This window comes from Rhodopseudomonas faecalis (assembly GCF_003217325.1).
Taxonomy (GTDB): Bacteria; Pseudomonadota; Alphaproteobacteria; order Rhizobiales; family Xanthobacteraceae; genus Rhodopseudomonas; species Rhodopseudomonas faecalis.
In genome coordinates this window covers 25,701-50,329 of sequence record NZ_QJTI01000016.1, presented here as the reverse complement: position 1 = coordinate 50,329, position 24,629 = coordinate 25,701, and the positions used below count along the sequence as shown (strand labels likewise).

The window sequence follows — 24,629 nt, the reverse complement described above, 5'->3', positions numbered from 1 at the left end:
GCTGCTCGCCTTGGCAAGCGCGGTCCGAGCCTTTCGGCGTCCCGGCGGAGTTATGGCTTCTTGTCGGCCTTCGCGGTTGCGCAGAAGATATCGTACACGACAGATATCACACGGCGCACGTCGTCATTGGCAAGACTATAGTAGATCGTCTTGCCGTCGCGGCGGGTATCGACCATGCCGTCATAGCGCAGCCGCGCCAATTGCTGCGACACAGCAGATTGCCGCAACGACAGAATGCTCTCCAGTTCGCTGACCGAGCGTTCGCCCTCGGCGAGCAGGCACAGCAGCAGCAGCCGGCTTTCATGCGACAGCGCTTTCAGGAAGTTGCTGGCCTTGCGCGCATTGCGCATCAGCGTTTCGAGTTCCGGCGAATATTCCGCGCCGTCTCGCAGTTCCGTTTCGATATCGTCGGGAAGGATCGATGCCATGATGCTGAAGGATCCGCTCTAGCGTTGGATGGCCGATACTGAACTCTCAGCAACCGGGGGCGGCAGTTTGGCGATCAAGGTGCCAAGCAAGCCCCAGAACGTATCGTCATTGATGTAACCCGTGATGCGCCCGACCTCACGGTCCTGGTCCACCACCACGAATGTCGGCGTAAAGCGCACCGGCATATCGAGCCGCAGGCCCTGCGCCGTGCCGCGGTCGAGATTGACGCGCCGCAGCGGCAGCCGTTTCGCTTCGTCGGTCTTGTCGTAAACGGCGCCGACCTCGCGATTCCAGCGCTGGCACCAGGGGCAGCCATCGCGTTCAAACACGATCAACTCAGCCGCCATGGCGCGCATCGGCATCAACGCCAATAGCAGCGCTGCAAACAGAAGTTGCGGTCTCCACCCCTTCGACATAGCGCACATATAATCGAATTCGCATATGTGTACCAGAGCCTACCGCCCTTGACGGCCAATATCTCTTGGATCGGAGCGGTAGGGCCGGGCTGATGTTCCTGTCCGGCGCCATGCCGCAGGTCTCGAACTGGCTGTGGCAACCTTTCCCGCGCTCGGCGATATCGGCTGATAGCAGCGGCGCTGTGGTGATTCGTCAGGCCTAGTCACCGGCGTCACGCGCGTTCAAAAGGCCAAGACGCGGATGGCCGGGACGAAGCCCGGCCACGACGACTGGACAGTTGGGTATCGAGGGCCGCGGGTATGAGCGCGGCCGCTCGGTCTTTCGCGATAGCGCTAAAAATCCAGCCGTTCGCGAATGGCGTCGATGCCCGCTTTGGCGCAGGCTTCGTCGATGTCGCCACCCGGCGCACCCGACACGCCGATCGCGCCGACCAGCGAGCCGGCCGCGTCGATGGTGATCGCGCCGCCCAGGATCAGCGCGCCCGGCACGCTGCGCAGACCGGACAGCGCCGAGCCCGGCTGGCTTAAGTTCTGCAGATCGGTGGTGGCGGTGCGGAACGTCGCCGCGGTCCAGGCCTTGCCGGTCGCGGTCGGAATGGTGTGCGCGCCGGCAAAGCGGTCGCGCAGCGTCACTTGCGTGAGGCCGAAGCGATCGACCACCGCGACCCCGACCTGAAAGCCGCGCGTGCGGCATTCGTTGAGTGCGGCGCGCGCGCAGTCGAGCGCCAGTTCCGGGCTGAGCGCCTTGTAGGTGACCAGCGCGTCCTGCGCGCGGGCGGCCGCCGCAATAGCGCTGGCGGCGAGCAGGGCGATGAGCACAGAGCGGAGCATCATGATCAGCAATCCCAGTTTGTTTGTTGCGGGCTATTTGTTCACGGGCGATTGCGGATCGAACAGGAACGCCATCACGTCCTTGATCTGCTGCTCGGTCAGGAATTTGTTGGCGCCAAAGCGCGGCATGTTGGAGCACGCCACCACGGCCTGCGAATTGTAGATCTTGATATAAGCGCGCTTGATTTCGGCCGCGTCGTAGTGGCGGTCCTTGCCGTAGTGGGTCAGGCTCGGCCCGAGCGTGCCGAACGACACTTCCGATTGCTCCATCTGATGGCAGGCGTAGCAATTGCCGCCATTCACGGTGTTGGCGTCGTCGGAAAACTGGCCGCCGCGGCCGTTATTGGCGATCTTGGCGCCGGACTTCCAATCGCCGAGGAACTGGCCGTCGGCCGGCAGCACCACCCGTTGGCTCTCCTCGGCGATCAGCTTTTCAGCCAGCGCCGGCGGCGGCTCGTTGCGATAGCTGCTGCATAGTTTCATCGCCTCATCCGGTACGATCTTGGCCTGCCATTCCGGCGGCGCCTTGCCAAAGGTCGCCTGCAGATAATTGTCGACCACGGCTTGGCTGACCACGGCTTGGCTGACCACGGTTTGGCTGACCACGGTTTGGCTGACCACGGTTTGGCTGACCACGTCCTGGCTGATAGCGGGCTTGGCCACCGGCAGCGGCAGATCGGCGGCGTGGCCGGCCACCGCACCGGCGACGGCCACGGCCACGGCAATCACGGCGAAGGTTTTGACATAGTTCATCTTGGCGAAGGTCATCCTGGTCATGGCAGCCGGCCCTCAGCGCTTGATGGAAGGAACGTTGATGTCGCCGCCCGCCGCCTGCTTATTGAGAAACAGCGTGAGCGCGGTGATGCCGTCCGAGCCATATTCAGGCACGGGCCAGCGCTGTTGCCGGTAGCAGTCCCACAAGCGGTGCTGCATGGTACGCAGCGCGCCTTGCGACACCCGATAGGTCGGCCAGGAGCCCATCGCTTCCTGGGCCTGCGGGCTGGGCTTGGAGAAGTTCGGCAATTGCTGCAGGCGGATGCGCTTGCCCTCTTCGCCGTGACAGGTAGCGCAGGCAAAATCCATCACGCCGCCGCGGCGATAGAACATTTCCTCGCCGACCGCCGCCATCTCCTTTTCCTTGGGGTGACTGAGCTGCGGCTCGATCTTCATGCCGCTCGATTTGTTGGCGATGAACGCCACCAGATCCTGCATGTCGGAGGCGCGTCCCGGCGCCGAGAAGCGCCGCGCGATCACATCCTTGGTATCCAGCGCCTGCAGCTTGTCCATGCACCACAACAGCCGCTGCTCGAGATCCATCACCCGGTCGGCGTCGGCGAAGTAGCGCGGCAGCTTGGCATAGGCGCCTTCCAGCTTGCCGGCGCCGAGCCCGAGATCGCATTGTTCCAGCGAGACATTGTTGGCGCCGCGCGGCTGCTTCCACAGCGCTTCGCCGCGATCGACCGCGAGGTAACCGGGATTGGACATCGGATCGGAGATCATCGCGCGGTAGCGCTCGATCTCCTTCTCGCCATTGTCCTTATTGTCCTGAGCGTCCTTATTGTTCTGAGCGTGAGCCATGACGCCCATGCTGCAAAGCAGCATCAGTGCGCCAGCCGCGATCGCCGCTGCTCTCATCAACTCCTCCCTGTTGGCCGTCTTGGAGCGGCTCCATCAATCGACTTCTGTCGGGTATCTTTACATTCAAGAAAATCGATATAATGATATTTGTATCTTGATAGCGGCGGCTTGATATCGTCAAGCGAAACTATCGCCAGGGAGCGCAGACTCCCGTTGGAGGACGTCACCATGGGTTGGAATGCGGGCAAACCGTCTCGTCGTGAAGCTCTGGGGCTGGCAGCCATCGCGGGGTTCGCCGCGCTGCTGGCGCCGCGGCTGTCATTCGCTGACCAGCAAATGGTCGATGCCGAACTGAAGAAACTATACGGCGACAAGAAGTTCGAGGCCGGCAAGATCAAGCTCGACGTGCCGGAAATCGCCGAAAACGGCCTGGTGGTGCCGATCTCGGTCGAAGTTGATAGCCCGATGACCGAGGCCGACTACGTCAAGGCGGTCCACGTCTTTGCCGATGGCAATCCGCTGCCCGGCATCGTCAGCTACAAATTCTCGCCGGCCTGCGGCAAGGCGGCGGCATCGACACGGATGCGGCTCGCGCAGACCCAGAACATCATCTGCGTTGCCGAAATGTCGAACGGCAGCCTCTACACGGCCAAAGCCAACGTCAAAGTGACGATCGGCGGCTGCGGCGGCTAACGGCCCGTTCAACGAAACAAGGCGAGGAAATACATCATGTCGAGCGCACCCACCCCCCGCGTCCGTGTTCCCGCCCAGGCCAAGCCGGGCGAACTGATCGAAATCAAGACGCTGATCTCCCACGAAATGGAGTCCGGTCAGCGCAAGGACGCCTCCGGCAAGATCGTGCCGCGCAAGATCATCAACAAATTCGTGGCCGAGTTTAACGGCAAGCCGTTCTTTGAAGCCGAGTGGAATCCGGCGATCTCGTCGAATCCGTTCCAGTCGTTCTTCTACAAGGCCGCCGAGAGCGGCGAATTCACCTTCACCTGGAAGGATGATGACGGCTCGAACTACGTCTCCAAAAACAAAATAACCGTCGGTTAGTTCGCAAGCGGCCCGGCTCACGCCGCGGCCGCGCACGCAACGATAATGACCGCCGAATTGGCGGCGATTAGACGGCCAAGGGTGGAACGATGATTTCAAGGCGGGAATTCCTGCAAGCGACGGCGGCTGCCTCGACGCTGGTGCTCGGCTCCGGGCTCGGGCCGCTCGGCCAGGTCGCGGCGCAGCAGCGCCTGACGCAGGCCGACATCACGAAGTTCGATGCGCTTGGTCGCCTCACCATCCTGCACGTCACCGACATCCACGCGCAGCTGATGCCGCTGCATTTCCGGGAGCCGTCGATCAATCTCGGGGTCGGCGAGGTCAAGGGACAGCCGCCGCATCTCACCGACGCCGAGTTTCGCGCCTATTTCAAAATCGCCACCGGATCGGCCGATGCGTTCGCGCTGACCTCTGATGATTTCATCTCTCTGGCGCGCAATTACGGCCGCATGGGCGGGCTCGACCGCATCGCGACGCTGGTCGCCGCAGTGCGCGCCGAGCGCGGCGCCGACAATGTGCTGCTGCTCGACGGCGGTGACACCTGGCAGGGCAGTTGGACCGCGCTCAAGACCGACGGCCAGGACATGGTCGATGTCATGTCGGCGCTCAAGCTCGACGCCATGACCGCGCATTGGGAATTCACGCTCGGCGCCGATCGCGTCAAGGCGATCGTCGATGCTGCGCCCTTCGCGTTCCTGGCGCAGAACGTGCGCGACAACGAATGGCAGGAGCCGGTGTTCGAGGCGCGCAAGACGTTTGAGCGCGGCGGCGTCAAGGTTGCGGTGATCGGTCAGGCGTTGCCGCGAACCGCGGTTGCCAATCCGCGCTGGATGTTTCCGCGCTGGGAATTTGGCATTCGCGAGGAAGATATCCAGAAGCAGGTCGATGCCGCGCGCGCCGAAGGCGCCGCCGTGGTGGTGCTGCTGTCGCATAATGGCTTTGACGTCGATCGCAAGCTCGCCAGCCGCGTCAAAGGCATCGACGTCATTCTCACCGGCCACACCCATGATGCCATGCCGGGCTTGGTCCGGGTCGGCGACACCGTGCTGGTGGCGTCGGGCTCGCACGGCAAATTCGTATCAAGGCTCGATATCGATGTGGCGAATGGCAAGGTCGGCGGGCTGCGCTTCAAGCTGATGCCGGTGTTCGCCGACGCGATCGCGCCCGATCTGGCGATGGCCAAGCTGATCGAGCAAGTGCGCGCGCCCTATGCCAAGGATCTGCAACGCACCATCGGCCGCACCGACTCGCTGCTGTACCGGCGTGGCAATTTCAACGGCACTTTCGACGATCTGATCTGTAACGCCATGCTGGAGCAGCGTGACGTCGAGATCGCGCTGTCGCCCGGCTTCCGCTGGGGCGGCTCGCTGCTACCCAATGACGAGATCACCTGGGAACACGTTACCAACGCCACCGCGATCACTTATCCGAATTGCTACCGGATCGAGATGACCGGCCAGCAGCTCAAAGAGGTGCTGGAAGATATCGCCGACAACATCTTCCATCCCGATCCGTATTTCCAGGGCGGCGGCGACATGGTGCGGGTCGGCGGCATGGGCTACGCGATCGACATTGCCAAGCCGGCTGGCGCGCGCATTTCCGATCTCACCCATCTCAAGAGCGGCAAGCCGATCGAAGCGTCGAAGCGCTACAGCGTCGCCGGCTGGGCCAGCGTCAATGAAGGCACGCAGGGCCCGCCGATCTGGGATGTGCTGGCGGCCCATGTCGAGCGCCACAAGGTGGTGTCGGTGACGCCCAACAACGCCGTGAAGGTTTTGGGAAGCTGAAACCGATCGAAGCTGGATAGTTCGAACGCCGGAGCACGAGCGATTGCGATGAGCAAGCAAGCCCCCAAAGACGTCCTCAACCGCCGTGGTTTCCTGGGTGCAGCGGGGCTGCTGGCCGCCGGCGCCGCGCTGCCGATCGGCAAGGCCAAGGCCGAAGCCGCCGCGCAGCCCGATCCGGCGATCACCGAAGTCCACGACTTCAACAAGCTGCTCGGCGACGGCGTCGATCGCCGGCCCTATGGCATGCCGTCGAAATACGAAAAGCATGTCGTGCGCCGCGATGTCGGCTGGCTGACCGCCTCGGCGGAATCCTCGGTGAATTTTACGCCGTTGCACGAACTCGACGGCATCATCACCCCGTCCGGGCTGTGCTTTGAGCGCCATCACAGCGGCGTTGCCGAGATCAATCCCGCCGACCATCGGCTGATGATCAATGGCCTGGTGGAAAAGCCGCTGGTCTTCACCATGGAAGACATCAAGCGCATGCCGCGCGTCAACCGCATCTATTTCCTGGAATGCGCGGCTAATTCCGGCATGGAATGGCGCGGCGCCCAGCTCAATGGCTGCCAGTTCACGCACGGCATGGTGCACAATGTCATGTACACCGGCGTGCCGCTCAAAGTGCTGCTCGACGAAGCCGGGCTGAAGCCGAACGTGAAATGGCTGATGCTGGAAGGCGCCGACGCCGCGGGCCTCAATCGTTCGCTGCCGATCGACAAAGCGCTCAATGACGTGCTGATCGCGTTCGCCATGAATGGCGAGGCGCTGCGTCCGGAGCAGGGCTATCCGCTGCGCGCGGTGATCCCGGGCTGGCAGGGCAATATGTGGGTCAAGTGGCTGCGCCGCATCGAAGCTGGCGACATGCCGTGGCAGACCCGCGAGGAAACCTCGAAATACACCGACCTGATGCCGGATGGCCGGGCGCGTAAGCACACCTTCGTCATGGATGCCAAGTCGGTGGTCACCAATCCATCGCCGCAGGCGCCGCTCAAGCACAAGGGCCGCAACGTACTGAGCGGCTTTGCCTGGTCCGGACGCGGCACCATCAAGCGCGTCGACGTCTCGATCGATGGCGGCCGCAACTGGGGCACGGCGCGGCTCGATGGCCCGATCCTCGATAAGTCGCTGACGCGGTTCTATGTCGATTTCGACTGGAACGGTCAGGAGATGATGATCCAGTCGCGCGCCATCGACGACACCGGCTATGTGCAGCCGAGCAAGCCGGAGCTGCGCAAGATCCGCGGCGTCAACTCGATCTACCACAACAACGGCATCCAGACCTGGCTCGTCCGCGCCAACGGGGAAACGGAAAATGTCGAGATCAGCTAGTGCGCTGCGTGCGCTGACGGCGTCGCTGGCCGCACTCAGCCTGCTCACCTCGGTCGCGGTCGCGCAGCAGCAGCTGGCGATCAAGCCGGGCGCCAAGCTCGGTCTTGGCCGGGTGGCACTGCCGGAAGAGATCAAGGCGTGGGACACCGACGTGCGTCCCGACGGCGCCGGGCTGCCGGACGGCAAGGGCACGCCGAAACTGGGCGATGCGATCTTTCAGGAGCGCTGCTCGACTTGCCACGGCGAGTTCGGCGAAGGCGTCGGGCGTTATCCGGTGCTGGCCGGCGGTCTTGGTAGTCTGAAGGCCGACCGGCCCGACAAGACCGTCGGTTCCTATTGGTCCGATGCCACCACGCTGTTCGACTACATCAAGCGCGCGATGCCCTATGGCAATGCCCGCTCGCTGACCGACGATGAGATCTATGCGGTCGCGGCCTATATTCTCAGCATGAACGACGTCATCAAGGACGAGAATTTCGAGCTGAACAAGAACACGCTGGCCAAGATCAAAATGCCCAATGCCGCCGGCTTCTATGAGGACGACCGCGACACCACCGAAAAGCACTTTTGGAACAAGTCGCCCTGCATGAGTAATTGCCGCGACGAGCCCAAGGTGATCGGCCGGGCGATCTCGGTGGACGTCACGCCGGAAGGCAAGAACGGCCCGGCGGTCGATTAGTCGCAAGCGCAACGGAGCCGGTCTCAGCGATGGCTTGCGGAAGATCAATGACGGCCAGAGGGCCGCAGCGAGGGTGCTGAGGGCGCTGGCAGCGGCTTCGCCCAGGGGAGTTCGGCCGTGAACTTGGATGCCCTCTCTGCCCGATTCGACGAAGACATGCTGCTGACCGCCGGCGGCGTGCTGATCGGCGTGATCTTCGGGGCCTGCGCCCAGCGCAGCACGTTCTGCCTGCGCTCGGCCACCATCGAATTTGCCGAAGGCCGGTTCGGCAACAAGCTGGCGATCTGGCTGCTGACCTTTTCCGCCGCGGTGATCGCCACTCAGGGCGCGATCCTCGCCGGCGTGCTCGATGTCAGCGAGGCGCGCCAGCTCGCGGCACGCGGCAGCCTGTCCGGGGCGATCATCGGCGGGTTGATGTTCGGCTGCGGCATGATCCTGGCGCGCGGCTGCGCCAGCCGGCTCTTGGTGCTGTCGGCGACCGGCAATCTGCGCGCGCTGATCACCGGGCTGATCCTGACCATCGTCGCGCAGGCCTCGCTGCGCGGCCTGCTATCGCCGGTGCGCGAGCAATTGTTCAATCTCTGGACGGTGCCGGGCGGCGCCGCGCGCAACCTGTTGTCGCTGATCCATGCCGGCGCGCTGTTCGGCACGCTGCTCGGCGCCGCGTTGCTGGTCGTAGGGCTGTGGCTGGCCTATCGCGCCAGCGTCAGCCTGCGCACCGGGATCTATGCGATTGGCGTTGGGCTCGCGGTCGCCAGCGGCTGGCTGATCACCTACCTGTTGGCGCAGCAGGCCTTTACCCCGGTGACCATCAAGAGCGTCAGCTTCATCGGGCCGTCGGCCGATACGCTGATGGGGCTGATCAACTCGCCGTCGCTGCCGCTCGGTTTCGATACCGGCATGGTGCCGGGGGTGTTTGCCGGTGCGCTGCTGGCGTCGCTGGCCGGCCGGGATTGGAAGCTGCAGGGCTTTCACGATGGTCCGAGCATGACGCGCTACGCGATCGGCGCGATCCTGATGGGGTTTGGCGGTATGCTGGCCGGCGGCTGCGCGGTCGGCGCTGGCGTCACCGGCGGCGCGATCTTTGCGGTCACCGCCTGGGTGGCGCTGCTGGCGATGTGGATCGGCGCGATGGCGACCCATCTTTTGGTCGATCGGCCGGCCGCCACCGCAGCCATCGCCGCCAAATAACGCGAGCGCCGGTGTTGTGAGTGGTGCCTGAGGGATTTTCCCTCCCCCTTGCGGGGAGGGTGGCCGGCCGTAAGGCCGGTCGGGTGGGGGCTCCTGAAAAACGGATAAGTCATCGCGCGAGGCGGCATCGCGGTCGAGCTGTCAAATAACGTAACAGCCAGTGCTGCGAGCGGCGGCGGGAGGGCGCCGGTGATCCCGACGGCGATCACTAACCCACCCGTCATGGCCGGGCTTCGTCCCGGCCATCTACGTCTTTGGATACTGCACCGCTCCATAAGACGTAGATGCCCGCGACAAGCGCGGGCATGACGTGTCATGGGTGGAAGCGCAACGCCTAGCCGGCGCCGAGGCTGCGGGCGATCTGGTAGGTGGCAAAGCTGGCGAAATAGGCCAGCGTCATCATGTAGGTGAACGACACCGCCACCCAGCGCCAGCTGCCGGTTTCGCGGCGGATCACCGCCAGCGTCGAGGCGCATTGCGGGGCGAAAATGTACCAGACCAGGATCGACAGCGCGGTGGCGAGGCTCCATTTGCTGGCCAGCACCTGACCGATCTGCTCGGCGGCTTCCTTGCCGCCCTCGATCGCATAGACCGTGCCGAGCGCGGCAATCGCCACCTCGCGCGCCGCCATGCCGGGGATCAGCGCCACCGCGATCTGCCAGTTGAAGCCGAGCGGCGCCAGCAGCGGCTCGATCGCGTGGCCGATCATCGATGCCAGGCTGTAATTGATGTCGGGCTCGGTGGCGCCTGCCGGCGGCCGCGGGAACGAGGCCAGGAACCAGATCAGCACCATCATCGCGAAGATCGTGGTGCCGGCGCGCTGCAGGAACATCTTGGCGCGGGTATAGACGCCGATCACCACGCTGCGCAGCCGCGGCATCTTGTAGTCAGGCAATTCCAGCATGAACGGCGCCGGCTCATAGTCGCGCCACATGGTCAGCTTGATCACCAACGACACCGCGAGCGCGCTCAGGATGCCTGCGGCATAGAGCCCGAACATCACCAAGCCCTGCAAGCTGACCCAGCCCCAGATCTGTTTGGCCGGCACGAAAGCCGAGATGATCAGCGTATAGACTGGAATGCGCGCCGAGCAGGTCATCAGCGGCGCGATCAGAATCGTGGTCAGCCGGTCGCGGCGATTGTCGATCACCCGCGTCGCCATGATGCCGGGAATGGCGCAAGCAAAGCTCGACAGCAGCGGAATGAAGGCGCGGCCATGCAGCCCGGCGCCGCCCATGATGCGGTCCATCAGGAACGCGGCGCGCGCCATGTAGCCGAAGTCTTCCAGCAGCAGGATGAACAGGAAGATCAGCACGATCTGCGGCAGGAACACCACCACGCTGCCGACGCCGGAAATCACGCCGTTCTGCAGAAAACTCTGCAGCAGGCCATCGGGCAGGTTGTCATGGACCAGTTGGCCGAGCGCGGCAAAGCTGTCGGAGAACAGTTCCATCACCGGCTGTGCCCAACTGAACACCGCCTGGAACATCAAGAACAGGATCAGCACCAGCACCAAAAGCCCGGCGACCGGGTGCAGCACCACTTGATCGATGCGCGAGGTCAGCGTCTCCGGCCGGGCCGGCAGGCTGATGCAGGCGGCGATGATGTGATCGGCCTCGCGCTGCAACGCGCGCAGCTCGGCGACCGTCATCGGCTTCCAATTGTTTTCGACCTCGGCGGAAACGTGCTGCGCCGCCAGTTCGTCGGTGCGCTGTAGCAGCGCCTCGGTGCCGCCCTTGCGCACCGCGATCGAAGTCACCACCGGCACGCCGAGTTCAGCGGACAGCCGCTCAAGATCGACCTGCACACCGCGGCGGGTGGCGATGTCGAACATGTTCAGCACCAGCAGCAGCGGCCGCCGGGTCTGCTTCAGCTCCAGCAGCAGCCGGAAGGTCAGGCGCAGATTGGTGGAATCGGCGACGCACAGCACCAGATCGGGCGGCGCTTCATTGGGGAAGCGGCCGAGCACCATATCGCGGGTGATGTCTTCGTCCGGGCTGCGACCGCGCAGCGAATAGGTGCCGGGCAGGTCGATCAGCGTGACGTTACGGCCGGCCGGGGTGGTGAAGGTGCCGGCTTTGCGCTCGACCGTGACGCCCGGGTAATTCGCGACCCGTTGCCGGCTGCCGGTCAAGGCATTGAAAAGGGATGTTTTTCCGCAGTTTGGGGTGCCGACTAGCGCCAGGCGCAGCGATTGAAGCTCAACAATGGAACTCATCAGGTGGCCGTCAGCCCAGCACGACCGCCATGGCCTCGCGCCGCCGCACCGCGATGGTGTTATTGTCGACGCGGACCGCAATCGGGTCGCGTCCAATAACACCTTCGTGCAGGACCTCGATCCGAGCCCCCTCGACAAAACCCAGCTCGATCAGCCGGCTTTCCAGCTCGGTCGGATGCAGGGTGGAGGTCACGTCCTGCGCCTCAATGGCGTGGACGGTTCCGCAAAACCCGCGCCGGGCATTGCCGAGCAATTTGACGGTTGCTCGTTTGTGGTTTCGTGTTCCGGATTGGGGCATTCTGAGCCTTCGGCAGGGCAGCTTGTTGCTTGTGCTTCCTAATAAGACCAAATCATGAGCTGATGATTTGAGCTAGCGCAAATTTCTCGCACGAGCTGTCTACATCTTTTGCACAGCAAACGGTTCCATTCGCAATCGACAGCAATGCAGGGCCGCCCTTCGCGAAATGATTATCATGAACGTTCTTCCGAACGGAACCGGCGACTGCAATTCAATACCGTTTGCGGCCGCCAACAATGCTGACGGCAGGATCTGGATACCAATTTCCGGCTGGGCGGCCTTCAGACGTCAATTGCCGCTGCTGGCTCGGCAATTATAGGCGCGGCGGAACCCGGCGGCCTTGGCGTCATCTTCTGAACAGAACCAGCGGTCCGGCTTGGTGTTGCCTGCATAGCTGCGGCAGCCCTGGTGGTGATAGACGCCGACATTGCCGGTCAGCCGCGCCCGCCGGGCAAACTTGCCCTTGATCGAGCAGCCGGGCGGCATGGTGGTGCGTGCCGGGAACAACAGCTCGACGGTCTCGGCGCGCTTGTCGTCGCGGCAGGAGGCGCCGAGCAGCACCGCGTCGCGGTCAGAGCGCCGAAAACTCTGCGGCGCCGCAAAGCAGCCGCGCCACAGCCCGCTGTGCTCGATCCGCGCCTTGGCCTCGTCGCCGGCAAAGCGGTCCCTGCCGGGCAGGTTGATGGCAAAGCCCTGCTGCACCATCTGCTGGCCGAGGCTCACCGTCTCGCCCTGGATGGTGCAGGCGCCGAGCCGGCGCGCTTTATAGAGTGGGTCGGCGCCGAGATCGCGGCAGCTGACGGCGCGCTCGCCGATCAGCTTGGCCAAGGCGTCGCGGGCGCCGACGCCGCACGCCCAGGGGTCGGCGCGGTCATTGAGGCAGATCTGGTCCATATCCGGTGTGTCGATGCCGGCCAGCCGGTAGCTGGTGCTGCCGATCTGCAGGGTCCGGCCGTCTCGGACCACCACGTCGGCCGCGGCGGCGGGCAGTGCGCACAGCAGGGCGGACAGAACGAGAAACGCGCGCATGCCGGGTGATCCTTGCTTGATCGTCGGGTGAGAGCCCTGGGTCAGGAGCGGCTATTCCTACAAGGCGCCGCGCGATAAACAAGCCGCACCACGGCGTTGCCGGTCCGCTGCTGTTCGCCATGCGGTGCGCGTCGGCTCAAGCCTGCCGGAGAATGGAGGAATAGCATGATCAATGTCAGGCAACTCCATGACGGCGATCCTGGTATTTACCAGGTCGCGGTGCGGGATACCGCCGGCAGCAGTCAGTACCGCGTCACCATGGCCCGCGCGCTGCGTAGTCGGCTCGTGGGTGATCAGCATCCGCCGGAGCGCTGCGTGGAAGCGGCGTTTCGCTTTCTGCTGGCGCGCGAGCCGAAAGAGGCGATCCTGCGCGAATTCGATGTCGCGGTGATCTCGCGCTACTTCCCCGAATTCGAGGCGCAGTGGCCGCGCTATCTGGCAGACCCGACGCTTTAATTGCTTATGCAGATGGGGTTATCGGTAGATGCGCAAGCAGCGCGCGGAGCCGCGATGCCCGTAAAAATACGGGTTCGCGGGCTGCCGCGTTTAGCTTCAGCTCGTCATCGATGCGGGATTGTAGGCAGTCGAATTGTATCAATGGCAATCGCGCAGCGATGTGCCTCGATGTGTGGTCAGTGCCTCACATCTGGCTGATCACAAGGAATCGGATCAGCCGATCGCACCTGATCGGAGCTTGCGCTCCAGCTTAGACTGTTCTTCGTCCATCCGTCGCAAAATGGCTTTGCGCCTGATTTCATCAGGCTCGGTATCCAGAAGCCGGCGGTAATGGTCGATGTTCAGTCTCGCAATTGTCTCGTCCATGGCTCGGTCGGTGACATTGGTTGACATCAACGCAGCCTACCTACCGAACGTTACCGCATTCTTCAAGGGCTTGGCGCATTTGCGAGGGACTATCGGCATTGCGTGGCCCTCTGACCAGCGAGGTCAAGCCGTTGCAGTCGCGTCAGGCGCTAGTGATTCGCAGCGGGCCCGCGCTGGATGGCCCGGGTTACGCTGCATGGCCGATTCACAAGTGCAGATTGTAGCGCGCTTGCAGCGCCAACAAGCTGACGCCTATTGTGCTGCAATGCCCGCTGCATCATGGCGGGCCAACAACAACCACGGGCCAACCCGGCTCGACGAGGAAACGAATAGTCGGAGAGCCGAGATCGCCGCGCCTGGTCGTGTAGCGTGCTGCCGCGATCCTGGCCGTGCCGGTCGCCGACCTCCGCAAGCCCGGAAAGAGGCGATCTGACATGCATGACACTCCCTCCGCCGCGTCGCCCTGGTTTGAAGCCAAGCTGCACCGCATCCGCAATCGCCGCTCGCTGCACGGTACGCTGGTCGGGTTGCAGCTCGAACGCGCCGAGCCGGCGCAGGCCTGGACCATCCTGCCGTTTCATCCGGTGTTTGTCGGCGATGACGCCAGCGGCGTGATGCATGGCGGCGTCGTCACCATCATGCTCGATGAAAGCTGCGGGATGGCGGTGCAACTCGCGGCGGAAGCGACCGGGGCGATCGCGACGCTCGATCTGCGCATCGATTACTTGCGGCCGGCCGCGCCGCGTCAGGCGATTCGCGCCCACGCCCATTGCTACCGGCTGACGCGCTCGATCGCCTTCGTGCGCGCCACCGCCTATCAGGATTCCGAAGAGGTGCCGGTGGCGAGCGCCACCGCGATCTTCATGCTCGGCGCCAACCGCTCCGACATGCTGCACCAGACCTCCAAGGTGCCGTACGATCAACTGCCGCCGCTGGAAGCGCCCGCGGACCCGACCGGCCTGTTCGAGCGCAATCCCTATCCGCGCTTTCTGGGGATCAAATACGCCGACGACCACACGCTGATGATGCCGTATCAGCCCAAGCTGATCGGCAACCCGATCCTGCCGGCGCTGCATGGCGGGGTGATCGGCGCGTTTCTGGAGACGGCGGCGGTGGTCCAGGTCGGCCGCGAAATGGCACTGAGCGCGCCGCCGAAGCCGATCGGGCTCACGGTCAACTATCTGCGCTCAGGGCGTCCGCTCGATACCTTCGCCAAAGTGTCGATCGTCAAGCAGGGCCGGCGGGTGGTGGCTTTCGAGGCGCAAGCCTACCAGTCCAGCCCCGACGAGCCGATCGCATCGTGCTACGGTCATTTCATGCTGCGTCGCGAAGCATCGGAAGCAGGTGCCGAGGCTACTTAGCCGGCAACTGCCGCCGCCGGCGACGCACCACCGGCACCGGCTGCAACACCGGCTGCGGGGGCAGCGGCCGCGCCATCGCGAGCAGTGTGACGATCAAGGCATCGAGCGTGGCTCCCATGTGGCGCCGGATGGCGTCGGTCTGCTCGACAGGCTTGTTGTTCGGTTCGCTTGCCATGGCACGGTCCTCGTCAGCGGTATGTGGTCAGGTAGTGTCGCTCATAGGCCCGCTTCAGCCAGTGAGCGATTCTCGAATTAGGCAGTACAAAATCAAAGTGTTCGTTACGAAATACCAGTGTGCCGGCGTCGAGCGCGTCAACAATGCACATCATTTCGGGTTTGAACGGGGTGTTGGCCTCTTCGCCGCTCTCGATCGCGTCGATATTGGCGGCGACCGCCAGCGCTTGCAGCCCGGCCTGGTGCGCCTGCTTCGACATCCAGTCCGGCCCCGGGAACGAGCCGACGTCGCCGGCGACCCAGACATTGGTCGCGCCTTCGGCGCGGCACAGCTCGTCGGCGCGGATCATGCCGCCCGGCGACAGCGCTAGTCCGCTGTCGGCCAGCCATTGCGGCCCGGTCAGGCCGGGCATGAACAGGATCAGGTCGGCGTCGAACTCGCTGCCGTCGGCGACCACTTTGCCGTCCTCGAAGCGCAGCAGCTTGCGGCCTCGTAGATCCACGATGCCGCGCTTCTTCATTTCCACAAACAGCCCGTCGAGAACGCGGTCGCCGAGCCGCGCTCCCGGCCGCGACGCCGGGCTGAAGAACGCCAGCTGAAAGCCGGGGCGCTTGCCGCGCCGACGCAGCAGTTTGTCGATGATGAACAACAGCTCGAACATCGGTGCGGCGCGCACCGCGCTCGGCTCCTCGGGATTGCCCGCAAAGCCGACCGCGATCGTGCCGCCCTTCATCGCCTCGATGCGCCGGGCGATTTCCTCGCCGGTATCGAGGCCGTCGTCAGCCACCTGGTCGCCGGGAATCAGCGCATGCTCAAGGCCGGGCAGGTCACGCATGAAGCGCGCGCCGCACGCCACGATCAGATGATCGTTGCGCAGCTCGCCGCGGTCGGTCACCACGACCCGCCCGCCATCCTTCAGACTGGAAACCGTTCCTTGCACGTAATTGATGTGGTGTTTGGCGAAGAAGTTCGCCAGAGGCACTTTGAGCGCATTCGCGCTGCGCAGCCGCGGCGGCAGCCAGATCACGCTCGGCAGGAAATGCAGCTGATCGCGCGGCGACACCATGGTGATGTCGGCATCGACCTTGCGGCGACGCAATTCGCGCGCGGCCGCCAAAGCAGCAAACCCAGAACCAATGATGGTGATGTTGGTCATCGTCCTGTCCGCGCCACCACTGACTTGCCGTGTCGCATGAAGCGTGGCGTTATCTCTGTGACCATGTCACTGCGAACAAGGGCGCTAGCGCGGCAGATTGTGAGAACTGCGGCAAGATGCGCAGATCGCGGCCGTGACACGGGAAATTGATCGGCTTGTGATCAGGGTGCGTATGAGCGCTGAAGAAGAGTTTTTGCGCTGGGAAACGCGGTTTTCGAGCGACGAGTTCGTGTTCGGCACCGAGCCGAATGCGTTTCTGGCGGCGAGCTGCGGCCTTTTGCCGCCAAGTGGCTGCGCGCTGTCGATCGCCGATGGCGAGGGCCGCAACGGCGTATTTCTGGCGCAGCGTGGTCTGTCGGTGCTGTCGGTCGATTACGCGCCGTCCGCGCAGCGCAAGGCGCAGCGTCTGGCCGCAGCGCGCGGCGTCACCATCGCAACCGAGCAGGTCGATCTGTTCACTTGGCAATGGCCGGGCGAGTTCGACGTCGTGGTCGGCATCTTCTTTCAGTTCGCCGAGCCCGAGCAGCGCGCGCTGCTGTTCGAGCGTATCCGCGCCGCGCTCAAGCCCGGCGGGTTGCTGCTGATCGAAGGCTATCGGCCCGAGCAGATCGGCTATGGCACCGGCGGTCCCAAACAGCCGGAGAAGCTCTACACCCGCGCGCTGCTGGAACAGGCGTTTGGTGATTTCGAGCGCTTGTGCATCCAGGAATATGACGCGGTGATCGAAGAAGGCGCCGGCCACAGCGGCATGTCGGCGCTGATTGATCTGGTCGCCTGGAAGCCGCGGGCGTGATGATGAATTGGCCGACATGCCATCGCGCGCAATATCGGCGCGCTTGTCGATCACAAGCGGACGCCGATACGGTTTATCTCGGCGCAGTGCCGCATTAGAAAGGCGGCTCACCGTTCACGACGATGATCGATGATCGTCGGGCGTAGCGATCGACAAAAACAAAGCGAGGAAACATGCAGTACCGCTCCCCTTGGATGACCGAAGAGCTGGAAACCTTCCGTGATCAGTTCCGCCGGTTTCTGGCCAAGGATCTGGCGCCGCACGCCGACAAGTGGCGGGCGCAGAAGATGGTCGACCGCTCCGCGTGGTTGAAGCTTGGTGAGATGGGCGCGCTGCTGCCGAGCATTCCGGAAGCCTATGGCGGGCTCGGCGCCACCTTCGCCTATGACGCCGCGGTGTTCGAGGACATGGAAGCGATCGTGCCGGACGCGCTGTCCGGCGTCACCGTGTCGAGCGGCATCGTCGCGCATTACATCCTGCATTACGGCTCGGAGCAGCAGAAGCAGCGCTGGCTGCCCGGCATGGCGCGCGGCGAGCTGATCGGCGCGATCGCGATGACCGAGCCCGGCACCGGCTCCGATCTGCAGAGCATCCGCACCACCGCCAAGCTCGACGGCGACAACTACGTCATCAACGGCCAGAAGACGTTCATCACCAACGGCCAGACCGCCGATCTGATTGTGGTGGTGGCGCGCACCGGCGGCACCGGCGGCAAGGGCCTGTCGCTGATCGTGCTCGAGACCAAGGACAATCCCGGCTTCAAGCGCGGCCGCAACCTCGACAAGATCGGCCTGCACGCCTCCGACACCTCCGAGCTGTTTTTCGAAAACGCCGTGGCGCCGCGTGAAAACCTGCTCGGCGGCGAAGAGGGCAAGGGCTTTGCGCAGCTGATGCAGCAATTGCCGCAGGAACGGCTGATCATCGCGGTCGGCGCGGTGGCGGCGATGGAGCGCGCGGTACGTCTCACCGCGGAGTACACCAAGGAGCGCAAGGCGTTCGGCCAGCCGATCATCGAGTTCCAAAACACCGCCTTCACGCTGGCGGAGCGCAAGACCGAGGCGATGATCGCGCGGGTGTTCGTCGATTTCTGCATCGAGCGGCTGATTGCCGGCGATCTCGACGCCGTCACCGCCTCGATGGCGAAATGGTGGTGCACCCAGAAGCAGGTCGAGACCGTCGATGAATGCCTGCAGCTTTATGGCGGCTATGGCTACATGCAGGAATATCCGATCTCGCGGATGTTCATCGATTCCCGCATTCAGAAGATCTATGGCGGCACCAACGAGGTGATGAAGCTGTTGATCGCGCGCTCGCTGTAGGCGGCGGCGCGATCACGCTTGACCAGCATTGAGACGTCATGCCCGCGTTTGTCGCGGGCATGTTCGTTTGATACCAACGGCAATTGATATCAACCTATCCGCACGTCATGGCCGGGCTCGTCCCGGCCATCCACGTCTTTGCGCTTGCAGCGATTTTAAGACGTGGATACCCGCGACAAGCGCGGGCATGACGGTCATTGATACGACCCGATGGTATCAGACGGTACGGCAGCAACAACGAAAATGGCCGGGACAAGCCCGGCCATGACGTGTCGATCAGTTGCTATCAACCGATCACAGCTGGTGCGCCGCGTCAGTCGCGCTTGAACAGGCCGACGATCGCGGCCTTGGCCAGCGTGTTGAAATGCAGGTTGAAGCCGACCACCGCCGCCGAAGTGTCGGCGGCCACCGGCAGCGTTTCGGCGCCAACCGCGAACACCGTGAAGAAATAGCGATGCGGATGATCGCCCGGCGGCGGGCACGGTCCGCCATAGCCAGGCGCGCCGAAATCGGTGCGGGTCTGCAGCGCGCCTGCGGGCAGCTTTGGCGCGCGTGGATTGCCGGCGTCGAGCTCCAGCTCGGTGACGTTGGCGGGGATGTTGACCACCAGCCAGTGCCAGAAACCGCTGCCGGTCGGCGCGTCCGGGTCATAGCAGGTCACGGCAAAGCTCTTGGTGCCTTCCGGCGCGCCGGACCAGGCCAAATGCGGCGACTGATTGCCGCCGGCACAGCCGAACCCGAAATCCTCCGACAGGATGTGCGGCTTCGGCAGATAGTCGCCGTCCTTGAAGCTGTTGCTGCGCACCGAAAACGCCATTGATCTCTCCCCAAATGTCTCAGCTGGCCGCGGCCTTGCCGCGCCGGCGCACGATACGACGCGGCGACGGTGGCTGCAATTTGCCGGTGGTCAGGCGGCGGAAACCGTGGTCCTGGCGCGCGCCGCGGCGAGGAAAGTCGACCAGATCGCGCGGCCCTGTTGATCGAAGGCGATCACCGTATCGCGGTAGCGGCGGCGCAATGCCGCATCGATCAGCGGATCGGGCAATAGCGGATCGAACACCAATTGCCGGATCGCGTGATCGCCGATCAAGAACGCTTCCTTGGCGGCGATGCCTTCCGGCAGGCTGGCGGCGCCGGCCAGCCACTGCGTCAGCCGCGCGCAGCCGTCGCGATAGGAGCGCATCAGCTCGTCGGCGTTCCAGAGCTGGCGGGCCTGCTGATCGAGCGCGTCATCGAATTGATCGGCGCAAAACACCGGGGTTTCGGCGCCGACCCCGAGCGAGGCCAGGCGAGCGCGCACCGAGGCGACGCCGCCATCGAGATTGTCGGGGCGCACGAACAGCGCGCCTTGCAGCTCACGCAGCCCGAGCAGCGACAGCGCGCGCTCGCGGGCGCGCCAGGCGGCGCGGTCGGTGCGCGGCAGCCCGGTGGTCAGCACCGCGATCCAGCGCCCGCTCCAGGGCACCACCCGCGCCTCGGCGCTGCGCCAGGCCGACACCTCATTATCGAGCGCCACCCCGGCCTGGCCGAGCCGATAGCTGCCGCGGGTTTTGGCATCGACCAAGCCCGCCGCCGCCAGCCGCGCCAGCGCCACTCTGGTGGCATTGCCGGAGATGCCGAACAATTCCCCGGCGGCCACCGCCTCGGCCGCGGTCAGGCAGCCCTTGTCGGCGGCGCGCAGCAGATTCATCAGAAGGTGGCGGGGCGACGGTTGGGCAAGGTCGGTCATTGCCGACGACAATGACGATCCGTCGGACGCCGCGCAAGCCGAGCGGGAACACGCTGTCATGAAATATTACATAGATTGACCGCGATCGTTTCGCAATGTAACAATTCCCCGATCATCCATAACGGCCAAAGCCGCCAGTGACTGCCCGCAGTCACCACCAGATCGGGAGGAATTCACCATGAACGCGCCGGTGAATGTGTTTGCAGTCGCCACCAAGGCCGAGCAGTCGCTCGCCTCGACCCATGAGGTCGTCAACGTCGCGCGCGAGCTGCGCGACTACAATCTGTTCACCCAGGACGCTGTGTTGCAGCAGGCGGTGCAGCGCGAGGCTGCCGGTTGGGCGCAGGACGAGCTGACCGCGTTCGGTGCGCTCACCGGCCAGGCCGAGTATCGCGAGCTGGGCATCGTCGCCAACCATGTGAAGCCGGAGCTGGAAACCCACGATCGGTTCGGCAACCGCATCGATCAGGTCAACTTCCACCCCGCCTATCACCAGCTGATGAAGGTCGCCTTCGAGCACGGCCTGCATTCCTCGCCCTGGACCAGCCCCGGTCCCGGCGCGCAGGTGGCGCGTGCCGCGCGGTTCTACATGCAGGCCCAGGTCGAAGCCGGCCATGGCTGCCCGGTGTCGATGTCCCATGCCGCGGTGGCGGCACTGCGCGCCACGCCCGAGGTCGCCAAGATCTGGGAGCCGAAGATCACCGCGTGCGCCTATGACCAGCGCAACGTGCCGGACCGCGACAAGCAGGCGCTGGTGGTCGGTATGGCGATGACCGAAAAGCAGGGCGGCTCGGATGTGCGCAGCAACAGCACCCAAGCGTTCCCGGTCGGCGCCGAGGGCGAAGGCCAGCTCTACGAACTGGTCGGCCACAAATTCTTCGTGTCGGCGCCGATGTCGGACGTGTTCCTGACGCTGGCGCATACAAGCGGCGGGCTGTCGTGCTTCCTGATGCCGCGCTGGCGTCCCGACGGCACCAAGAACCCGCTGCAGATCATCCGCCTGAAGCGCAAGATGGGCAACGCCTCCAACGCCACCAGCGAGACCGAGCTGCGCGGCGCGCTCGGCTGGATGGTCGGCCCGGAAGGCAAGGGCATCCGCACCATCATCGACATGGTGGCGATGACCAGGTTCGATTGCATGATCGGCTCATCGGCCGGCCAGCGCATCGCCACCACGCTGGCGATCCATCACTGCACGCACCGCGCCGCGTTCGGCAAGCAGCTGGTCGATCAGCCGCTGATGCAGAACGTGCTCGCCGATTTGGCGCTGGAAAGCGAAGCGTCGCTGACGCTGGCGATGCGCATCGGCCGGGCGATCGATCACCGCGCCGATCGCGCCGAAGAACTGTTGATGCGCTTTGGCACCGCGGCCGGCAAATACTGGATCTGCAAGCGCACCCCGAACCACGCTTATGAAGCGATGGAGTGCCTGGGCGGCTCGGGCGTGATGGAAGACAGCCCGTTCCCGCGGCTGTTCCGGGAATCGCCGGTCAACGCCATCTGGGAGGGCAGCTCCAATGTGCAGTGCCTCGACGTGCTGCGTGCCTTCGGCAAGCAGCCGGAGGGCTTGCAGGTGTATTTCGCCGAAGTGATGAAGGCCAAGGGCGGCAATGCCCGGCTCGATCGCTGGATCGCCGATCTGCGCCAGGAGTTTGCTGATCTTGGCGATCTCGAATTCCGCAGCCGCGGTTTGGTCGATCGCATGGCGCTGGCGCTGCAGGCGGCGCTCTTGGTGCAGCATGCGCCGGCGTTCGTGGCCGATGCGTTCTGCGCCTCGCGGCTCGATGGCCTCGGCGAGCGCAATCTCGGCGCGTTGCCGCGCGGCGTCGATTGCGCGGCGATCATCAAGCGCGCCGCGGTCGACGCCTGATACCGGCGGCTCCTACCATTGACCCGTCATGCCCGCGCTCGTAGCGGGCATCCACGTCTTGAAAGCGCCGCAAGATCAAAGACGTGGATGGCCGGGACGAAGCCCGGCCATGACGTGCGGAGTGGTTGGTGTCAATCGCCGTTGGTCTGAGCGCCATCATCTCGTCCTGAAATGACAATGCCCGGGACCAGCCCGGGCATTGGATGTTGCGGATGTGGAGGCCGCTTGGCGCTTACGCGCTCGGCCGCTTGTTCTGGCGGTGCGCCACCAATTCATCGACTACCCCCGGATCGGCGAGCGTCGAGGTGTCGCCCAGCGTCGACGGCTCGTCCTCGGCGATCTTGCGCAGAATGCGGCGCATGATCTTGCCGGAGCGGGTCTTCGGCAGGCTGGGCGCGAACTGGATCAGGTCGGGCGAGGCAATCGGGCCGATGTCCTTGCGCACCCAGGCCACCAGTTCCTTGCGCAGTTCCTCGGTGGCATCGACGCCGGTCATCAGCGTGACATAGGCGTAGATGCCCTGGCCCTTGATGTCGTGCGGATAACCGACCACCGCGGCTTCCGACACCTTGGGATGGGCGACCAGCGAGGATTCCACCTCGGCGGTGCCCATGCGGTGGCCGGACACGTTGATGACGTCGTCGACGCGGCCGGTGATCCAGTAGAAGCCATCGGCGTCGCGCCGGCAGCCGTCGCCGGTAAAATACTTGCCCGGATAGGCCGAGAAGTAAGTCTGCTCGAAGCGGGCGTGATCGCCATAGACGGTGCGCATCTGGCCCGGCCAGGAGCGCGCCAGGCACAGATTGCCGGTGCATTCGCCTTCCAGCACATTGGCGTCGGCGTCGAGGATCTGCGGCACCACGCCGAAGAACGGCCGGGTCGCCGAGCCGGGTTTCAGCTTGGTGGCGCCGGGCAGCGGCGTGATCAGAATGCCGCCGGTCTCGGTCTGCCACCAGGTATCGACGATCGGGCAGCGGTTGTCGCCGACCACGTGGTAGTACCACTCCCAGGCTTCGGGGTTGATCGGCTCGCCGACCGAGCCGAGCAGCCGCAGGCTCTTGCGCGAGGTCTTCTTCACCGGCTCGTCGCCGCTCTGCATCAGCGCGCGGATCGCGGTCGGTGCGGTGTAGAAGATGTTGACCTGGTGCTTGTCGATCACTTCCCAGAAACGCGAATTGCTCGGGTAGCTCGGCACGCCCTCGAACATCAGCGTGGTGGCGCCGTTCGCCAGCGGTCCATAGAGGATGTAGCTGTGGCCGGTGACCCAGCCGACGTCGGCGGTGCACCAGTAAACGTCACCGTCGTGATAATCGAAGATGTATTGATGCGTCATCGACGCGAATACCAGATAGCCGCCGGTGGTGTGCAGCACACCCTTGGGCTGGCCGGTGGAGCCGGACGTGTACAGGATGAACAGCGGATCTTCGGCGTTCATCGGCTCGCACGGGCAGTCGGTGGTCACCATCTCGGCGGCTTCGTGGTACCAGAAGTCGCGGACGTCATCCATGAACACGTCAGCGCCGGTGCGCTTCACCACCACCACCCAATCGACGCCGCCGACCTTGCGCAGCGCGGCATCGACATTGGCCTTGAGCGGCACGCGGCGGCCGCCGCGCAGACCTTCGTCGGCGGTGATCACCACCTTGGACTGACAGTCGGTGATACGCTGCGCCAGCGAATCCGGCGAGAAGCCGCCGAACACCACCGAATGAATCGCGCCGATCCGCGCGCAGGCCAGCATCGCGAACGCCGCCTCGGGGATCATCGGCAGATAGATGGTGACGCGGTCGCCCTTCTTCACGTTGCGGTTGCGCAAGACGTTGGCCATCTTGCAGACCTCGTCGTGCAGCTCGCGATAGGTGATCTTGCGCGATTCCGACGGATCGTCGCCTTCCCAGATGATCGCGACCTGGTCGCCGCGGGTCTCCAGATGACGATCGATACAGTTCCAGGCGGCGTTCAGCTCGCCATCCTCGAACCATTTGATCGAGATATTGCCGGGCGCGTAGGAGGTGTTTTCGACGATGGTGTAGGGCTTGATCCAGTCGAGGCGCTTGCCGTGCTCGCCCCAGAAGCCGGTCGGGTCCTTCACCGAGCGCTCATACATCTCGCGATATTTCGCGTCGTCGACAAAGGCGCGCTTGGCCCATTCCGCGGGCACGTCATAGATCTTCTCGGACATTCGTTCCTCCACACCCCAATGAGCGGTCATTGCCGCACCCGCCGTCAGTGCCCTTCGACCGCAACCGCGCTTCCCGGCGGCTTACCATCAGCGCCGACGACTTCGCCGGGCGTCGAACGTTCCGGCAAAGTCTGCATTAAGCCTGATGGATAAGCGTCACCGGCCACGAGAGATGCGATCGTCCCGCCCTCCGGCTATTGATACGATTATGCGTTGCCGCCCGGGGCGCCGACAAGCCGTCCTGTATAGGACTTTTGGCCCTGTTAGGCGGTGCTACACCGCTGATTGTGCAGTGCAATCAAGTTGGTAGTGCGTAGCGAGCGGTGAGCTAACAGGGCCAAAATCTCTCATTTTGGCATCCAACCGAGGGTGCCGGGT

The 24,629-nt window shown here is 64.3% G+C and carries 25 protein-coding genes; 11 read left to right on the top strand and 14 right to left on the bottom strand.

All coding sequences use genetic code 11. The features are described from left to right. Positions 1-50: 50 nt before the first annotated feature. The 5 genes from BJ122_RS13155 to soxA all read right to left on the bottom strand — a co-directional run bounded on the left by BJ122_RS13155 (position 51) and on the right by soxA (position 3,311). A complete protein-coding gene (locus BJ122_RS13155) occupies positions 51-428 on the bottom strand; it encodes an ArsR/SmtB family transcription factor (protein ID WP_110781449.1) in 378 nt (125 codons plus the stop codon). 18 nt (positions 429-446) lie between these two features. Beyond that, positions 447-776 (bottom strand): thioredoxin fold domain-containing protein, encoded by a 330-nt coding sequence (locus tag BJ122_RS13150; RefSeq protein WP_430694784.1) that lies wholly within the window; start codon positions 774-776, stop codon positions 447-449. A gap of 402 nt (positions 777-1,178) precedes the next feature. Beyond that, positions 1,179-1,676, bottom strand: a complete 498-nt coding sequence (locus tag BJ122_RS13145; protein ID WP_110781507.1) for a GlcG/HbpS family heme-binding protein — start codon at positions 1,674-1,676, stop codon at positions 1,179-1,181. A gap of 33 nt (positions 1,677-1,709) precedes the next feature. Then, positions 1,710-2,453: a sulfur oxidation c-type cytochrome SoxX gene (soxX, locus tag BJ122_RS13140; RefSeq protein WP_245407725.1), complete on the bottom strand. Its 744-nt coding sequence runs from the start codon at positions 2,451-2,453 to the stop codon at positions 1,710-1,712. Positions 2,454-2,465: 12 nt separating this feature from the next. Next, positions 2,466-3,311, bottom strand: coding sequence for a sulfur oxidation c-type cytochrome SoxA (gene soxA, locus BJ122_RS13135; protein WP_110781445.1), 846 nt, complete (start codon positions 3,309-3,311; stop codon positions 2,466-2,468). Positions 3,312-3,482: 171 nt separating this feature from the next. Here soxA and soxY point away from each other — a divergent pair, with 171 nt between their 5' ends. The 6 genes from soxY to BJ122_RS13105 all read left to right on the top strand — a co-directional run bounded on the left by soxY (position 3,483) and on the right by BJ122_RS13105 (position 9,299). Beyond that, the gene (soxY, locus tag BJ122_RS13130; RefSeq protein WP_103011717.1) at positions 3,483-3,947 is read left to right on the top strand and encodes a thiosulfate oxidation carrier protein SoxY; all 465 of its coding nucleotides are present in this window, start codon (positions 3,483-3,485) and stop codon (positions 3,945-3,947) included. Positions 3,948-3,983: 36 nt separating this feature from the next. Then, positions 3,984-4,313, top strand: coding sequence for a thiosulfate oxidation carrier complex protein SoxZ (gene soxZ, locus BJ122_RS13125; RefSeq protein WP_110781443.1), 330 nt, complete (start codon positions 3,984-3,986; stop codon positions 4,311-4,313). An 89-nt stretch (positions 4,314-4,402) separates the two neighbouring features. Further along, complete coding sequence (soxB, locus tag BJ122_RS13120; RefSeq protein ID WP_110781441.1) at positions 4,403-6,100, top strand: thiosulfohydrolase SoxB; 1,698 nt, start codon at positions 4,403-4,405, stop codon at positions 6,098-6,100. Positions 6,101-6,148: 48 nt separating this feature from the next. Beyond that, positions 6,149-7,429, top strand: coding sequence for a sulfite dehydrogenase (gene soxC, locus BJ122_RS13115; protein ID WP_027279130.1), 1,281 nt, complete (start codon positions 6,149-6,151; stop codon positions 7,427-7,429). Continuing rightward, positions 7,413-8,108 (top strand): c-type cytochrome, encoded by a 696-nt coding sequence (locus BJ122_RS13110; RefSeq protein ID WP_110781439.1) that lies wholly within the window; start codon positions 7,413-7,415, stop codon positions 8,106-8,108. Before soxC ends, BJ122_RS13110 begins: the two co-directional genes overlap by 17 nt. A 117-nt stretch (positions 8,109-8,225) precedes the next feature. Beyond that, a complete protein-coding gene (locus BJ122_RS13105) occupies positions 8,226-9,299 on the top strand; it encodes a YeeE/YedE family protein (protein WP_110781437.1) in 1,074 nt (357 codons plus the stop codon). 334 nt (positions 9,300-9,633) lie between these two features. Here the strand turns inward: BJ122_RS13105 and feoB are convergent, their stop codons facing one another. The 3 genes from feoB to BJ122_RS13090 form a co-directional block, all read right to left on the bottom strand. Further along, entirely contained in the window at positions 9,634-11,517 is a 1,884-nt protein-coding gene (feoB, locus tag BJ122_RS13100; protein ID WP_110781436.1) for a ferrous iron transport protein B, read from the bottom strand. 10 nt (positions 11,518-11,527) lie between these two features. Next, a complete protein-coding gene (locus BJ122_RS13095) occupies positions 11,528-11,815 on the bottom strand; it encodes a FeoA family protein (RefSeq protein WP_110781434.1) in 288 nt (95 codons plus the stop codon). A 288-nt stretch (positions 11,816-12,103) separates the two neighbouring features. Next, positions 12,104-12,844: a thermonuclease family protein gene (locus BJ122_RS13090; RefSeq protein WP_110781431.1), complete on the bottom strand. Its 741-nt coding sequence runs from the start codon at positions 12,842-12,844 to the stop codon at positions 12,104-12,106. Between the two features lie 165 nt (positions 12,845-13,009). Here BJ122_RS13090 and BJ122_RS13085 point away from each other — a divergent pair, with 165 nt between their 5' ends. Continuing rightward, the gene (locus BJ122_RS13085; protein WP_110781429.1) at positions 13,010-13,300 is read left to right on the top strand and encodes a hypothetical protein; all 291 of its coding nucleotides are present in this window, start codon (positions 13,010-13,012) and stop codon (positions 13,298-13,300) included. 213 nt (positions 13,301-13,513) lie between these two features. Here the strand turns inward: BJ122_RS13085 and BJ122_RS13080 are convergent, their stop codons facing one another. Further along, positions 13,514-13,693, bottom strand: coding sequence for a hypothetical protein (locus tag BJ122_RS13080; protein WP_110781427.1), 180 nt, complete (start codon positions 13,691-13,693; stop codon positions 13,514-13,516). Between the two features lie 407 nt (positions 13,694-14,100). Here BJ122_RS13080 and BJ122_RS13075 point away from each other — a divergent pair, with 407 nt between their 5' ends. After that, complete coding sequence (locus BJ122_RS13075; protein WP_110781425.1) at positions 14,101-15,027, top strand: hotdog domain-containing protein; 927 nt, start codon at positions 14,101-14,103, stop codon at positions 15,025-15,027. Here BJ122_RS13075 and BJ122_RS13070 read toward each other — a convergent pair. Beyond that, positions 15,020-15,202, bottom strand: coding sequence for a hypothetical protein (locus tag BJ122_RS13070; protein WP_110781424.1), 183 nt, complete (start codon positions 15,200-15,202; stop codon positions 15,020-15,022). The genes BJ122_RS13075 and BJ122_RS13070 overlap by 8 nt on opposite strands. A gap of 13 nt (positions 15,203-15,215) precedes the next feature. Further along, on the bottom strand, positions 15,216-16,358 hold the full coding sequence (locus tag BJ122_RS13065; RefSeq protein WP_110781423.1) for an NAD(P)/FAD-dependent oxidoreductase: 1,143 nt from the start codon (positions 16,356-16,358) through the stop codon (positions 15,216-15,218). A gap of 172 nt (positions 16,359-16,530) precedes the next feature. Here BJ122_RS13065 and BJ122_RS13060 point away from each other — a divergent pair, with 172 nt between their 5' ends. After that, complete coding sequence (locus BJ122_RS13060) at positions 16,531-17,151, top strand: SAM-dependent methyltransferase (protein WP_110781422.1); 621 nt, start codon at positions 16,531-16,533, stop codon at positions 17,149-17,151. Positions 17,152-17,324: 173 nt separating this feature from the next. Further along, a complete protein-coding gene (locus BJ122_RS13055) occupies positions 17,325-18,470 on the top strand; it encodes an acyl-CoA dehydrogenase family protein (RefSeq protein WP_110781421.1) in 1,146 nt (381 codons plus the stop codon). A gap of 313 nt (positions 18,471-18,783) precedes the next feature. On the opposite strand, the gene BJ122_RS13050 is transcribed toward BJ122_RS13055, so the two are convergent. Beyond that, positions 18,784-19,287 carry a YbhB/YbcL family Raf kinase inhibitor-like protein gene (locus BJ122_RS13050; RefSeq protein WP_110781420.1) on the bottom strand — a complete coding sequence of 168 codons (504 nt, stop codon included), beginning with the start codon at positions 19,285-19,287 and terminating at the stop codon, positions 18,784-18,786. A 90-nt stretch (positions 19,288-19,377) separates the two neighbouring features. Beyond that, positions 19,378-20,199: a PaaX family transcriptional regulator C-terminal domain-containing protein gene (locus tag BJ122_RS13045; protein ID WP_110781419.1), complete on the bottom strand. Its 822-nt coding sequence runs from the start codon at positions 20,197-20,199 to the stop codon at positions 19,378-19,380. A 178-nt stretch (positions 20,200-20,377) separates the two neighbouring features. On the opposite strand from BJ122_RS13045, the gene BJ122_RS13040 reads away from it, so the two are divergent. Then, the gene (locus BJ122_RS13040; RefSeq protein WP_110781418.1) at positions 20,378-22,069 is read left to right on the top strand and encodes an acyl-CoA dehydrogenase family protein; all 1,692 of its coding nucleotides are present in this window, start codon (positions 20,378-20,380) and stop codon (positions 22,067-22,069) included. A 232-nt stretch (positions 22,070-22,301) separates the two neighbouring features. Here BJ122_RS13040 and acs read toward each other — a convergent pair whose 3' ends face one another. After that, positions 22,302-24,251, bottom strand: a complete 1,950-nt coding sequence (gene acs, locus BJ122_RS13035; protein WP_110781417.1) for an acetate--CoA ligase — start codon at positions 24,249-24,251, stop codon at positions 22,302-22,304. Between the last annotated feature and the right edge of the window lie 378 nt (positions 24,252-24,629).